This window comes from Curvibacter sp. GW821-FHT09D12 (assembly GCF_059416245.1).
This window is the reverse complement of record NZ_JBWKOU010000007.1, coordinates 307,798-321,641: the sequence shown is the minus strand read 5'-3', so window position 1 is coordinate 321,641 and position 13,844 is coordinate 307,798. Positions and strand designations below refer to the sequence as shown.

The 13,844-nt window shown below is 68.3% G+C and carries 12 protein-coding genes; 8 read left to right on the top strand and 4 right to left on the bottom strand.

The window, feature by feature from the left end:
* Window positions 1-266: 266 nt before the first annotated feature.
* Both AC07PT_RS14355 and AC07PT_RS14350 read right to left on the bottom strand, forming a co-directional pair.
* Entirely contained in the window at window positions 267-1,520 is a 1,254-nt protein-coding gene (locus tag AC07PT_RS14355) for a GGDEF domain-containing protein (RefSeq protein ID WP_492349899.1), read from the bottom strand.
* 132 nt (window positions 1,521-1,652) lie between these two features.
* On the bottom strand, window positions 1,653-2,405 hold the full coding sequence (locus tag AC07PT_RS14350) for a FadR/GntR family transcriptional regulator (RefSeq protein ID WP_492349898.1): 753 nt from the start codon (window positions 2,403-2,405) through the stop codon (window positions 1,653-1,655).
* Between the two features lie 128 nt (window positions 2,406-2,533).
* Here AC07PT_RS14350 and AC07PT_RS14345 point away from each other — a divergent pair, with 128 nt between their 5' ends.
* From AC07PT_RS14345 to AC07PT_RS14335, 3 genes are read left to right on the top strand one after another with little or no spacing between them, the layout of a single operon-like run.
* Window positions 2,534-3,601, top strand: coding sequence for a phosphotransferase family protein (locus tag AC07PT_RS14345; RefSeq protein WP_492349897.1), 1,068 nt, complete (start codon window positions 2,534-2,536; stop codon window positions 3,599-3,601).
* 40 nt (window positions 3,602-3,641) lie between these two features.
* The gene (locus AC07PT_RS14340; protein WP_492349896.1) at window positions 3,642-4,907 is read left to right on the top strand and encodes an acyl-CoA dehydrogenase family protein; all 1,266 of its coding nucleotides are present in this window, start codon (window positions 3,642-3,644) and stop codon (window positions 4,905-4,907) included.
* 47 nt (window positions 4,908-4,954) lie between these two features.
* Window positions 4,955-5,944 carry a Bug family tripartite tricarboxylate transporter substrate binding protein gene (locus AC07PT_RS14335; protein ID WP_492349895.1) on the top strand — a complete coding sequence of 330 codons (990 nt, stop codon included), beginning with the start codon at window positions 4,955-4,957 and terminating at the stop codon, window positions 5,942-5,944.
* A gap of 58 nt (window positions 5,945-6,002) precedes the next feature.
* Here the strand turns inward: AC07PT_RS14335 and AC07PT_RS14330 are convergent, their stop codons facing one another.
* Window positions 6,003-7,610 carry a rhodanese-related sulfurtransferase gene (locus tag AC07PT_RS14330; RefSeq protein ID WP_494657036.1) on the bottom strand — a complete coding sequence of 536 codons (1,608 nt, stop codon included), beginning with the start codon at window positions 7,608-7,610 and terminating at the stop codon, window positions 6,003-6,005.
* 68 nt (window positions 7,611-7,678) lie between these two features.
* Window positions 7,679-8,308, bottom strand: a complete 630-nt coding sequence (locus AC07PT_RS14325) for a cysteine dioxygenase family protein (protein ID WP_494657035.1) — start codon at window positions 8,306-8,308, stop codon at window positions 7,679-7,681.
* A 231-nt stretch (window positions 8,309-8,539) separates the two neighbouring features.
* Between AC07PT_RS14325 and AC07PT_RS14320 the strand changes: the two genes are divergently transcribed.
* The 5 genes from AC07PT_RS14320 to AC07PT_RS14300 all read left to right on the top strand — a co-directional run bounded on the left by AC07PT_RS14320 (window position 8,540) and on the right by AC07PT_RS14300 (window position 13,833).
* The gene (locus tag AC07PT_RS14320) at window positions 8,540-9,568 is read left to right on the top strand and encodes an ABC transporter substrate-binding protein (RefSeq protein WP_494657034.1); all 1,029 of its coding nucleotides are present in this window, start codon (window positions 8,540-8,542) and stop codon (window positions 9,566-9,568) included.
* Window positions 9,569-9,579: 11 nt separating this feature from the next.
* Window positions 9,580-10,605, top strand: coding sequence for an ABC transporter permease (locus AC07PT_RS14315; RefSeq protein ID WP_494657033.1), 1,026 nt, complete (start codon window positions 9,580-9,582; stop codon window positions 10,603-10,605).
* The gene (locus AC07PT_RS14310) at window positions 10,599-11,402 is read left to right on the top strand and encodes an ABC transporter ATP-binding protein (RefSeq protein ID WP_494657032.1); all 804 of its coding nucleotides are present in this window, start codon (window positions 10,599-10,601) and stop codon (window positions 11,400-11,402) included. The genes AC07PT_RS14315 and AC07PT_RS14310 overlap by 7 nt, the downstream gene beginning before the upstream one ends.
* A complete protein-coding gene (locus AC07PT_RS14305) occupies window positions 11,308-12,600 on the top strand; it encodes a c-type cytochrome (protein ID WP_494657031.1) in 1,293 nt (430 codons plus the stop codon). The genes AC07PT_RS14310 and AC07PT_RS14305 overlap by 95 nt, the downstream gene beginning before the upstream one ends.
* Before the next feature lie 129 nt (window positions 12,601-12,729).
* A complete protein-coding gene (locus AC07PT_RS14300) occupies window positions 12,730-13,833 on the top strand; it encodes an LLM class flavin-dependent oxidoreductase (RefSeq protein WP_494657030.1) in 1,104 nt (367 codons plus the stop codon).
* Window positions 13,834-13,844: the final 11 nt, after the last annotated feature.

The window sequence follows — 13,844 nt, the reverse complement described above, 5'->3', positions numbered from 1 at the left end:
GGGCCAGCATCAGGTAGGTGAGGTTGGCTTCGCGGATCTCGGCAAGCATTTGTTCGCTGGTCATGGTCAAACTCCTTCTGAGGCGCCTCACCCGGGGGCATGAAGCAATGTCGATCTGTTGAAATGGATTGTGAATACCCCCCAATCAAAAATTAAGTCGGCCTCTGCCTGTGCTGCTTGTCTCTTTTGTGTCGGGTGCTTGTCAGGTTTTTTCTGACAGGCTTGTCTCCTGAACCCGGTCCGGGCTGGGGCCCGGCAGGCGTGCGTCAGGCCGCCTGGGAGGCGGTGCCGACGTTGTCGGTGCTGCCTTGCGGTGCCGCGGGCACCGAGTCGGGGGGCTCGGCGGGCAAGGCCGCCACGGCCCGGTTGCGCCCCGCGTGCTTGGCTTCGTACAAGGCGTGGTCGGCCCGGTTGATGACCTGCTCCAGGCTCTCGTGCGGGCCCTGGCGCTGTGCGTACCCGGCTGACAGCGTGAAGTGCAGGGCCTGGCCGCCGGGCAGGCGCACGCTCTGGCGGGCGGCCTCATTCACCAGTTGCTGGGCCACCCGCTGGGCTTCGGCGAGCGTGCAATCCTTCAGCAACAGGCAGAACTCTTCGCCGCCATAGCGTCCGGCCAGGTCGGTCAGTCGGGTGTGCTGGGTGATCAGCCGCCCCAGCTGAGTGAGCGTGGTGTCCCCAGCAGCATGGCCATGGCGGTCGTTGATCTTCTTGAACCAGTCGATGTCCATCATCACCACGCCGAAGCGCTCGCCACCCGGTCCGGCCACATAGGCATGCGCGGCCTCGAAAAAGGCGGTGCGGTTGAGCAGTCCGGTCAGCCCGTCACGGCGGGAGTGGGTCTCCAGTTCGCGCCGCTGGCGTTCATTGACCATGGCCAGAAAGCCCAGCGAGCTGCCCACGGTGAACAAGGCCCCCAGCAGCAGCGACCCCACCTGGGGCAGCATTTGCGAGCTGATCAGCAGGCTGGCGCGCTCACCGGTGATGTTGTAAATGCCGCGCAGCGCCGAGCCGGTTGCCATGGCGGCCAGAATGCCGGCCGCCAGCAGGCCGGCACGGGAGCCGGTGCTGCGATGGCGGCGCCAGATCAACTGGGCGCTGATGGCAAAGTTGCCGCCCAGAGCCAGTGACACCGTGAGGATGGCCACCCCCCGGGGCAGCCAGCCCAGGTACACCGGCATGGTGCCCAGCACCCCCAGCAGGTTGGCCAGCGCCAGGGTGCGCCAGGGGGTGGGCTGTTCGAGCAGGCGCGCGTGCGCATCCACGCAGATCACCGAGCTGAGCAGCACCAGCGTGTTGGCCAGCACAAAGGTCAGGACCAACGGGGCATGGCCGCGCAGGAAGAACAGCATGAACCCCCCGCACAGCGACAGCATGGCCAGCCCCCAACTGCGCAGGCCCATGTCGGCGGCTGGCAGGCCATAGGCCGTGTTCCAGGCGAACACGGCCATGAACAGCGCCAATGCGCCAATCGAGAACACCAGCGTGGGTGTGTCCAACGTCAGGCCGGCGAACAGGTTCAAGAGGCCCCCCGATGCATGGGTCAGTGTGGACCCGGTCTGTCCATGTTTGTAACAGCATCCATCGTGGGGCCGTTTTGACGCGGAAGCCCAAAAACCCCACGCAACGATTGAGAAAAATATTTCAGCGCTGGATCAACCCACGGGCGGGATGGGCTGGCGCATGTCCAGGCCGGCAATCTCGCAGCCGCGGCGGTAATCCTGCAGGTGTTTGCGTGTCCAGGCCTCGGCCTCGGCGGCATCGTGGCGGCGCAGCGCGGCGGTCACCTGCTCGTGCACCTCCAGCAGGCGGGCACCCGACTGGGGCAACTTGGGCGCAATCGCGGCATAGCCCGCCAGCATCAGTTGGCTGATCGGGCCGCGGGCCAGCAGCAGCGCCTGGTTGTGCGTGGCCTGCGCCACGAGGGATTGGAACTCGATGTCGATTTCCACCGGCGAGCCGCCGGCCTGCAGCAGGTCTCGGGTGCGGCGCAGGTTGTCCTCCAGCGCGTCCAGCTCATCGTCGGTGATCTGGGCGGCCGCCAGAGCGGCGCACAGGGGTTCCAGGGCTGAGGCCACCTGCCACACGTCGAGAAAACTCACCTGCCGCATGCGCAGGGCACGTTCGGCGGCCTGCGACAGCGCGCTGTGCTCGGGCGTGGCCGCCAGCAGGCGTTTGCCGTCGCGCCGCAGCAGGCCGTCTTGTTCCAGCTGGCGCAGGGCCTCACGGATGGTGGATCGGTGCACACCGAAGCCCGTGGCCAGCTCGGTCTCGGTAGGCAGGGCATCGCCTTGCTGCAGGGACCCACTCACGATGCGCCGCCTCAGGTCCTCCGAAACCAGTCGGTAGGCGGGTGAGAACTGCAGCTTTTCGATGTCCATGGGCAGGGGTTTGACAAGGCGAATCACGGTGGGGTTGCGCAGTGTAGCCCGTGCTACCGCCCTGGCTGGACGCTGTCCCGGCCGTGACGCTCAGGGTTTCCTCCGGATTGGGCCTTATTGTCCAATTGTCCGACAATGCGACAAAAGGACGGATCATGCCCCCAGAAAACAATGCCAAAAGCCCGCTGTCGCCCGATGGACCTGCTCTGCAGGCCTGGCTCGCACCCCACTGGCCGGCAGCGGCGGCCGGCCTGCAGCTGAGTCGTCTGGCGGGCGGTCAGTCCAACCCCACCTGGCTGCTGACGCCTGCACATGGCGAGCCGCGTGTGCTGCGTGCCAAGCCTGGGCCGCAGGCGGCGCTGCTGCCCTCAGCCCACGCCATCGAGCGCGAGTTCGCGGTCTTGCAGGCCTTGCAGGGCAGCGAGGTGCCGGTGCCCCGGGTGCACCAGTTCTGCGCCGACGAGTCGGTGATCGGTGCCGCCTTCTACCTGATGGCTTTTGTGCCGGGCCGGGTATTCCGCGAGGCCTCGCTGCCGGGTCTCTGCGTGGCGGAGCGTGCGGCCATTCACGACGAGGCCAACCGGGTGCTCGCGGCCTTGCACCGGGTGGACTGGCGGGCCCAGGGCCTGCAGGACTTTGGTCGTACCGAAGGCTACTTTGAGCGCTTGATCGCACGCTGGACGCGTCAGTACCGGGCCAGCCAGACGAACGATCTGCCCGCCATGGAGCGCTTGATCGAATGGCTGCCCGCCCACATCCCCGCTTCGGCGCATGACACCGAGGCGCTGGCCTTGCTGCATGGCGACTACCGCATCGAGAACATGGTGTTCCATCCCAGCGAACCGCGGGTGTTGGCCGTGCTGGACTGGGAGCTGTCCACCCTGGGTCACCCTTTGAGCGATCTGGCCTACCACGCCATGGCCTGGCACCACCCCCCAGGCCCGTTGCAGGGCCTGGCCGGGCTGGATCTGGCGACGCTGGGCGTCCCGAGCGAGCAGGACTTTGTGGCGCGCTACCTCGACCGCATGGGCCGCGACGACCTCGCCGCAGTTCAGGCCGACTGGCCTTTCTACCTCGCCTGCAACCTGTTCCGCCTGGGCGCCATCCTGCAGGGCATTGCCCGCCGCGTGCAAGACGGCACCGCCGCCAGTCCCATCGCGCGGGAGGTGTCGGCCCAGGCCGGGGCCGTGGCCGAACGTGGCTGGCGCCTGGTGGGCGGCTGAGGCCTTCCCTTCTTTTTCTTCCCTCCCCTGAAAGAATCCCATGAACCTGTTCCAGGAACCCGAGAAGACCACCGCGCTGCGCCAGCGCCTGCAGGCCTTCATGAACGAGCACATCCTGCCCAACGAGGCCCAGGTGGCACGCGAAGCCGCGGCCCAGGGCGACTTCACCGGCGAGGGCTGGGGCCACTGCCCCACGGTCGAGCGCCTCAAGGCGATGGCGCGCGCACAAGGCCTGTGGAATCTGTTTCTGCCGCATTCGCCGCGCGCAGCCGAGGGGCTGTCGAATTTTGAATATGCGCCGCTGTGCGAGGTGATGGGCCGGGTGCATTGGGCCAGCGAGGTCTTCAACTGCGCGGCGCCTGACACCGGCAACATGGAGACCCTGGACCGCTATGCCACCGAAGCCCAGAAAGACCGCTGGCTCGAACCCTTGCTGCGCGGCGAAATCCGCTCGGCCTTTTTGATGACCGAGCCCGAGGTGGCTTCGTCAGACGCCACCAATATCCAGTGCGAGATCCGCCGCGAGGGCGAGGACTATGTGATCAACGGGCGCAAGTGGTGGTCCACAGGGGCTGGCAGCCAGCACTGCGAACTGTTCATCGTGATGGGCAAGAGCAACCCCGAGGCGGCGCGCCACCAGCAGCAGTCCATGATCCTGGTGCCGGCCAACAGCCCTGGCGTCAAGGTGGAGCGGGCCCTGTCGGTGTTTGGCTTCAATCATGCTCCCCATGGCCACATGGAGGTCTCGCTGACCGATGTGCGTGTGCCCGTGGCCAACCTGCTGCTGGGCGAGGGGCGTGGCTTCGAAATCGCCCAGGGTCGCCTGGGGCCGGGCCGCATCCACCACTGCATGCGCTCCATCGGTGCGGCCGAGCGGGCCTTTGAACTCATGTGCCAGCGCTTGGCCAGTCGCCATGCCTTTGGCCGTGCCGTGGCCGAACAAGGCGTCTGGCACGAACGCATCGCCGAGGCACGCTGCCTGATCGAGCAGGCCCGACTGCTCACCCTCAAGGCCGCCTGGATGATGGACACGGTGGGCAACAAGGCCGCCCAGGCCGAGATTGCCATGATCAAGATCGTGGCCCCCAGCATGGCCTGCAAGGTCATCGACTGGTCCATCCAGGCCCACGGCGGTGGCGGTGTCTGCGAGGACTTTCCGCTGGCTTTCTCCTATGCCGACCAGCGCACCCTGCGCCTGGCCGACGGCCCCGACGAGGTGCACCGCCAGGCTCTGGCCAAGCTTGAACTGCTGCGCCTGGGCCTGCGCCACAAGCCAGTGCAGACCCCGATCACGCGCGGTTGCTGAGATCTGCCTGACCTCGCTTTCACGACCCATCTGCAAGGAGACAAACCATGAAAAAAATCCATTCCTACACCCGTCGCATGCTGGCCTTCGGTGCCCTGGGCCTGCTGGGGCTCGCACTGGCGGCCCCGGCGCTGGCCCAGCCTGAAGGGCAAGCGGCCCGCATCCTGGTCGGCTTTCCGGCTGGCGGCTCGTTTGACGCCCTGGCCCGCGTGCTGGCTGAAAAGCTCAAGGACGAACTCAAGCGACCTGTGCTGGTCGACAACAAGCCTGGTGCCGGCGGCCGGCTGGCCATGGAGGTGCTGAAGAATGCACCCACCGACGGCAGTGTCGTCATGCTCGGGCCCGATGCCCTGGTGGCGCTCTACCCCTACACCCTGCGCAAACTCAGCTATGACCCGCAGCGTGATCTGCAGCCCATCGGTACGGTGTCGGAGTTTCCCTTTGCCTTGGCCGTGGGCACGGCCCCTGCGGCCAAGACTTTGGCCGAGTACGTGGCCTGGGCGCGCAAGAACCCGGGCCAGGCCAATTACGGCATTCCGGCACGGGGCGCGCCGCACCATTTCTTCGGCATGGTGCTGGGCGAGGCCATCGGCGTGAAGATGGAAGACATCCCGTTCCAGGGCAGCGCTCCGGCCGTGTTGGCCCTGATGGGCGGGCAGATCAGTGCCGACATCGATGTCATGAGCTCGCTGGTCGAGGGCCACCGCGCCGGCAAGATCCGGGTGCTGGCGGTGTCATCCGAGCAGCGCGTGCCCCAGTTGCCCGACGTACCCACCTTTGCCGAGCAGGGCTACCCCACGATTTCGGGCATGGGTTTCAACGGCCTGTATGCCCCGGCCCGCACGTCGGCCGCCGTGGTGACCGCCTGGAGCCAGGCCCTGGCCAAGGTACTGACCCTGCCCGATGTGCGCGAGCGCCTGGCCACCATGGGCTTTCTGCCGGTGGGCAAGTCGCCCGAAGAGCTGGCCAGCCGTGGTGCCGCCTCGGCCAAACGCTGGGAGCCGGTGATCAAGGCCTCGGGATTTCAGGCCGATTGAAAGATTGAACGATTGAATGCCCGGGCCCCAGGCGTTAGCGCGCCTGTCGCGATCCGGCTCAGATCACCTGGAAGCCATGCGTGCCGTCGCGGCCCAGTTGTTCGACCAGGCCGAACTCCCAATCCAGGTAGCCTTGCATGGCTGCGCGGGGCGCATCGGTGCCCTCGTAAGGGCGGCGGTAGCGGTCGATGCGCGGGGCGGCCAGGTGGGTTTCGCCGCTTTCCAGCGGCAGGCCGGCTTCGATCCAGGCCTGGGTGCCGCCATCGAGCAGCGACACGCTCAGGCCTGGGCTCAGGCGGGCGGTTTCGGCCACGGCGTAGGCGGCCAGGGCCGAACTGCCGCAGGTCAGTACCAGGCGTTGCACGCCAGGCACCTGAGCGCGGATCTGGGCCAGCCCCTGGGCGAGTTGCGAGCGCAGCGCCCACCAGGCGCCCGGAATGTGGCGTTTCACGTGGTTGGCGCTGGGGGTGAAGTCGATCACCACCGTGTCGGCCCCTTCGGCAAGCCAGCCCTGCAGCGTGGCCACCGAGGTCAGCGGGATCGGTTGCTCGGGCGGGGGCACGGCGGTTGGCGCCGTCCCGCTCTCGGTCAAAGCCTGGGCGGGCAGCGCGTCGATCACGTGCACCTCCCAGCCCATCTGGGCCAGCCACGAGGCGCTCATGTTGGCGCGCACGCCATCGGTGTCGCTCAGCACGATGCGGGCGCCACGCACCGGGGCCTGGTGGTCGGTCTCTTGCACCAGTTGCCCCCCCGGGGCGCTGCGGAAGCCCGGCAGGTGGCCCCGGGCGAATTCTTCAGGGGTGCGCACATCGAAACGGTAGGTGGTGCGCTGGGTTTCTGCCGCCCATGCAGGCAGATCGGCCAGCGTGGCGCGGCGCACCCCGGCGCGGTCGGCCACGGCCCGGGCCTGGGCGGCGGCGCGGGCTTGTTGTTCGGCGCTCACCTCGGGGGCGCGGCGGGCGGCACCGTGTTCCAGCGTCTGGCCGGCCAGCAGCCAGCCGATGGTGCCGTTGCGCAGGGCGGTGATGCGGTTGGGCAGGCCGGCGTTCACCAGCGACTGGGTGCCGATGATGCTGCGTGTGCGCCCCGCGCAATTGACCACGATGTGGGTGGCCGGGTCGGGGGCCAGGGCCGCGGCGCGCAGCACCAGCTCGGCCCCGGGCACGCTCACCCCGCTGGGGATGCTCATGGTCTGGTACTCGTCGAAGCGGCGCGCATCGAGCACCACCACATTGGCCTGGCTTTCGATCAGGGCCTTGACCTCTTCGGCGGACAGTGAGGGGGTGTGGCGCTTGGCCTCGACCAGCTCACCAAACGATTTGCTGGGCACGTTGACGTCGCGGAACAGCTCGCCGCCTGCGTCACGCCAGCCCTGCAGGCCGCCGGCCAGCAGCGACACCTGGGTGTAGCCCAGGGCCTGCAGGCGGCGTGCGGCCGTGTCGGCCAGGCCCTCGCCGTCATCGAACACCACCACCACGGTGTCGCGGCGCGGAATGCGGGTCCAGGCGTCCAGCTCGATGCGGCCCACCGGCAGGTTGGCGGCCCACAGCGGGTGGGCCTGGGCAAACGGGTCTTCCTCGCGCACATCAAGCAGGGCGATCTCGCGTCCGGCCAGCAGGTGCTCGCGGACTTGGGCGTAGGGGGTTGTGGGCAGGGCAGTGGTCACGGTGTCGTTTCTTCTGGTCGGCGAAGGGGGGCAGAAATTCAAAAATGGCGCGGCGGCAGGCGGTGGGCTCAGCCTTGCAGGCTGGCGCGCACCTCGGCCGAGCGGTCCCACAGATTGGGCAGGCTGCGGTTGCTGTAGCCCGATACAAAGGGCTTCTCGGTACCGTCCTCAAGGAACACCGAGCGCTTCACAGCCCCGATGTTGGCGCCATACACATGGATGCTGATCGACACCTGGTCGGCCAGCACATTGCTGACGCGGTGCACGTCGCCAATGCGGGGGGACACGGCATCGACCTCGCCGGGGTGCAGCTCGTGAGCCTCGCCTGTGGGGCGCCAGTGGCCGCCCGCATCGCGGGCATAGGGTTGCGAGCGTTCCTGGCCGCGCAGCATGCCGATCAGGCCCCATACCGTGTGGTTGTGGATGGGCGTGGCCTGGCCCGGCCCCCATACAAAGCTGACCACCGAGAAGTTCTCGCGGGCATCGGCGTACAGCAGGTACTGCTGGTAGTGCTCGGGGTGGGGTTGGCTCAGCTCGGCGGGCAGCCAGTCGTCATGGGCCACCAGGGCCGCCAGCAGCGTGCCGCCTTCTTGCAGCAGGCGTGCCTCGTCCGGGTGGGTGTCGATCAGGCGGGTGAACTGCTGCACGAAATCGCGCAGGCGCGGCAGCTGGGGCGGGGTGGGGTCTTGGTGGCTCATGGGCTTTGGGAGGGACAGCTGTTGGGGCTGAGGGGCAGCCTGTATTGAAGCGCAAAGCGCCAAAGCGTGCTGGCTGACTTCTTCATAAGCATGGCTGGTTTTCTCATTTCCATGGCGCGAATGATTTCTGTCAAATGCGCTCAACAGCGGAGCCTGCGGCGCATGCCGTGGTCCGCAACGGCCCCAACGCCCTGAACGCCCTGAACGTCCTGCCTCGACAGAAAGCCTCTCATGACCACACCTCATCCATCTTCTGCTTCTTCGATCATCGTGCCATCGCGCCGGCGCCTGTTGCGCTCGGTGGGGGCCCTGGGACTGTCGGCCGTGGCCGGCGTGGGGGCCTGCCAGGTGCTGGCCGCCGGCAAGCGCCGCCCGATCAAGCTGGCCTGGAACGCCAACGCGGTCTGCCTGGCCCCGGTGCCCGTGGCCATCACCCGCGGCATCTTCGAGAAAAACGGGCTGGATGTCGAGCTCATCAATTACACCGGCTCGACCGACCAACTGCTGGAGTCGATCGCCACCTCCAAGGCCGATGCTGGCGTGGGCATGATCCACCGCTGGATCAAACCACTGGAGTCGGGTTTTGACGTCAAGTTAGTCAGCAGCTCGCACGGCGGCTGCACCCGCCTGGTGGGCTATGGCCCGGCCGGCGTCACCAGCCTGCAAAAGCTCAAGGGCAAGACCATCGCGGTGTCGGACCTGAACAGCCCAGGCAAGAACTTCTTCTCGGTGCTGTTCACCAAGGCCGGCATCGACCCCGAAAAGGAGGTGACCTGGCGCCAGTTCCCGGGCGACCTGCTGGGCGTGGCGGTGGAAAAGGGCGAGGCCCACGCGATCGCCGACGGCGACCCGAACCTGTTCATCATCGAGCGCAAGACCAAGGGCCTGATCGAGCTGGCCACCAACCTCAGTGGCGAGTACGCCGACAAGACCTGCTGCGTGCTGGGGGTCAGCGGCAAGCTGGCGCGCGAAGACCGCCCCACCGCCGCCGCGCTGGCCCGCTCGATCAACGAGGCCTCCGACTTTGTGGCCAGCAACCCCAATGAAGCCGCCAAGATCTACAGCCCCTACTCCAAGGTGTCGGTGGAAGACCTGCGCACCGTGCTGGGCACGCTGACCCACAAGCACCACCCCAGCGGCGTGGCGCTGAAGAAAGAGATCGAGTTCTTTGCACGCGACTTCAAGCTGGTGGGGGTGCTCAAGCCCAGCACCGACCCGGTGCGCTTTGCCGAGTTCGTGCACGCCGACGTGCTGTCCTGAGGAGGCGTGTCATGAACAGCACCGTGCATTCCCCCCCGGCTTCGGCCGCGCTGCCGCTGCGGCGCGAGGCGGCCGCGCCCTCGGCCTGGTGGGCCACCGGCCTGGCCGCCGCCGTGGCCTGGGCGGCCCTGGGCGCGCTCACCCTGGGGTGGCCGAACAAGCAGGTTGGCTTCAGCGACTGGAACTACACCGCCGAGTTCGGCTGGGTCAGCCTGGGGCTGGCCGCCGCGCTGGCCGTGCTGAGCCTGGGTGGCCCGTTGGCCGCGCCGGTGGTGCAGCGCCTGCGCGGCTTCGGCCCCTGGCTCACGGTGCTGGGCCTGGGTTTTCTGGCCTGGGAGCTGGTCACGGCCAAGCTGGGCTGGTTGCCCACGCCGTTCTTTGCGCCGCCGCAAAGCCTCGCCGAGGTGTACGTCAGCGATTGGCGCCGCCTGGGTGACAGTGCGGCCAACTCGCTGATCCTGCTGGGCGTGGGCATCGGCTCGGGGGCGGCGGTGGGCTTTGTGGTGGGCGTGCTGATGGGCTGGTCGCGCCGGGCGCATTACTGGATTCACCCGGTGCTGCGCGTGCTGGGCCCGATCCCGACCACCGCGCTGCTGCCGATCTCGTTTTATTTCTTCCCCTCCAGTTGGTCCACCGCGGTGTTCCTGATCGCCATGGGCACGGGCTTTCCGGTCGCCATCCTGACCTGGTCGGGCGTCGCCACGGTGAACCGCCAGTTCTATGACGTGGCGCGCACCTTGGGGGCCTCCAACGCCTTTCTGGTGTTCCGGGTGGCCATTCCGGCGGCCATGCCGCAGGTGTTTGTGGGCCTGTTCATGGGCCTGGGCCATGCGTTTGCCACCCTGGTGGTGGCCGAGATGCTGGGCGTCAAATCGGGCCTGGGCTGGTACCTCACCTGGGCCCAGGGCTGGGCCAGCTACCCCAATATGTACGGGGCGCTGTTGGTGATGGCCCTGCTGTTCTCGGGCCTGATCACCTTGCTGTTCACCGTGCGCGACCGCGTGCTGTCGTGGCAGAAGGGGGTGGTGCAATGGTGAGCCCATCAAATGCCGTCCGCCAGCCGCAGGCGGGCGCGTCCAACGGTGCGGACATCCGCATCGAGCAGGTCAGCCATCAGTTTGACGGACCGGCCGGTACGCTGCCGGTGGTCGATGGCGTGAGCCTGCACATCCGCCCCGGTGAATTCGTGGCCCTGCTCGGTCCCAGTGGCTGCGGCAAGTCCACCCTGCTGCGTCTGGTGGCGGGGCTGGAGCCGCCGAGCGCGGGGCAGATCCTGCACGATGGTGAGCCGGTCGCCCGGCCTGACCCGTCGCGCATCGTGGTGTTCCAGGACCCCACGCTGTTCCCCTGGCGCACTGTGCGCGACAACGTGGCCCTGGGCCCGCAGGCGCGCGGCACGCTGGCGGCGCTGCAGCCGCGTGTCGAGGCCGCGCTCAAGCTGGTGGGCCTGCAAGACTTCGCCAAGGCCTACCCGCACCAACTCTCGGGCGGCATGGCCCAGCGCGTGGCGCTGGCGCGTGCCATCGTCAACGACCCCAGCCTGCTGGTGCTCGACGAGCCCCTGGGCAAGCTCGACTCGCTGACCCGCCTGACCATGCAGACTGAGCTGCTGGCGCTGTGGCAGCGCCAGGGCTTCTCGGCCCTGCTGGTCACGCACGACGTGGAAGAGGCCTTCTTTTTGGCTCAGCGCGTGATCGTGCTGTCCGACCGGCCCTCGCGCATCGTGGCCGAGCTGGTCAATGAGTTGCCCTACCCGCGCCACCGCGGTGACCCACGCCTGGCCGAACTGCGCCACCAGGCCCTGGCCCACCTGGGCCTGGACGCGAGCTGGTGAGGGCTGTGCTTGGGGCCGGGCTGAGCGCGTGATCGACTGGACCCCCACGCCCGAGCAGGTCAACACCGTGCTCGGCGTCTTGTACGAGGCGCAGGATGCCCTGCGCCGTCTGTGGTTTGCCCTGGGCCTGAGCGACAGCCTGGCCGGGCAGCCGGTGTGGCCCTGGGCACAGCGGCTGCATGGCGAACTGATGGTGTTTGAGCCTGGGCAGGCGCGCCGCCTGTTGCTGTGCGCGGCGGCCCTGGCAATCGCATTGCCCTTGACTGGACTGGCGGTCTTTTGGCGGCGCGCCCGCTGGCCCGCGTGGGCCGCTGCGGTGGCCTTGCTGGCGGCGGCCCCCTGGGGCGTGTTCGGCCTGTTGGCCGGGCCGGCAACGCCCAGCAGTTTCCATGTCAGTGACAGCGGCTTCAGCGCCCAGGCCATCGTGCGCGGCCAGACCGTGTACCAGCGGCATTGCCAGCGCTGCCATGCGGCGGATGGCGGCGGTGAGGGGCCCGATGCGCCCGCTTTGCCCATGTGGCCCCCGCGGCTCAACGGCAGTCTGCTGTGGCAGCGCCTGGAGGGGGAGCTGTGGTGGCGAGTGCGCCACGGCCTGCAAGACCGCGATGGCCAGACCACCATGCCCGGCTTTGCCGACGCCTTGAGTGAGGCCGACACCTGGAACGTGCTCGATTTTCTGCAGGCCCAGGCCTCAGGCCAGACCCTGGCCCGCGAAGGGCGTTGGGAGCTGCCGGTGCGCCTGCCCGATGCCCGGGTGCGTTGCGGTGTCGCAAGCGAGCTACGCAGTCTTCGTGGCATGCAAGGGCAGCGCTTGCTGGTGGCCGCTTCGCCCGGCACACCGCTGGTGCTGGACCCGCGCGTGCTGGGCATCGGGCAGGGCAGCGGTCTGGCCGAGGCCGGCACCGATTGCCGCCTCGTGGAGGCCGATGCGGCCGACTTCCGCCAGGCCCTGGCCCTGGTGTTGGGCCAGCCCGTCGCTCGCCTGCAGGGCCAGCAGGTGCTGGTGGACCGGCAAGGCTGGTTGCGTGCCCGGGCCCTGCCGGGCCAGAGCTGGTCGGCCGCCGATCTGGTGTGCCGATCTGAGAAGACCGTGGCCACAGCCCCGGCAGCGCCAGCCCTGGCCGATCCGCTCGGTGCGCTGGTGGCCGCCATGGACGCCGACCCGGTCGCTCCGCGCCGCGGGGGCATCCCGCACTGAGCTGGTGGGGCGGACATGCCGAAAGCGCATGTCCTCACGCGTTTTGCTTCGTTGTGGCGGGGGCGGGGGCGGCCTATCGTGAAGCCATCCGCGAAGCCCTTCACCGTTCTTCCAACCCAGGAGCCCCCCATGAGTGTCCAGTTCATCGGCATGATCCAGCCGCACGAAGTTTCTGAAACCTTCCCCCGCCGTGGCCCGGTGATCGACCGCGACTTTGTGCGCGTGTTCGCCCAGGCCCATGAGCACGCCGGCTTTGACCGCATCCTGGTGCCGGCGCATGCCACCAGCCCCGACAACCTGCTGGCGGTCACCTACGCGGCCTCGGTCACCCAGCGCATCAAGTTCTTGCTGGCGCACCGCCCGGGTCTGCAGCAACCCACCGTCACGGCGCGCCAACTGGCCACGCTGGACCAGTACACCGACGGCCGCGTGGCCGTGCACTACATCACCGGCGGCTCGGACGAAGACCAGCGCCGCGACGGCGACTTCCTGGGCCACGACGACCGCTATGCCCGCACCGACGAGTACCTGAGCGTGCTGCGCCAGATCTGGACCGCCGACAAGCCCCTGAACCACGAAGGCCGCTTCTACCGCATCGAGGGCGGCTGGTCCGAGGTCAAGCCCCTGCAGCAGCCGCACCTGCCGATCTATTTCGGTGGCGCCTCCGAGGCCGCACTGCAAGTGGCCGGCAAGCACGCCAGCGTCTATGCGCTGTGGGGCGAGTCGCTGGCCCAGGCCGGTGATCTGGTGCGCCGCGTGCGGGCCTCTGCCGCCCAGCACGGGCGCGACATCGGCTTCAGCATCTCGTTCCGCCCCATCCTGGGCCGCACCGAGGACGAGGCCTGGGCCCGCGCCGAACGCATTCTGGAAGACACGCGCCGCGTGCGCTCGCTGCAGGGCTTTGCCCGCGGCGGCCCCTTGCAAAGCGAGGGGGCGCGTCGCCTGTTGGCCGATGCGGCCCAGGGCGACCGGGTGGACGAGCGCCTGTGGACGGCGATTGCCCGCGAGACCGGCGGCCGCTCCAACACCACGGCCCTGGTGGGCACGCCCGAACAGGTGGCCGACGCCTTGCTCAAGTATTACGACCTGGGCATCAGCACTTTCCTGATCCGCGGCTTCGACCCCTTGCTGGACGCCATCGACTACGGCCGTGAACTGCTGCCCCTGGTGCGCCAGAAAGTGGCTGAGCGCGAGGCCGCCGCCGCAGCCCAAGCCCAACTCAAAGCCGCCTGAAAGAAAGTCTC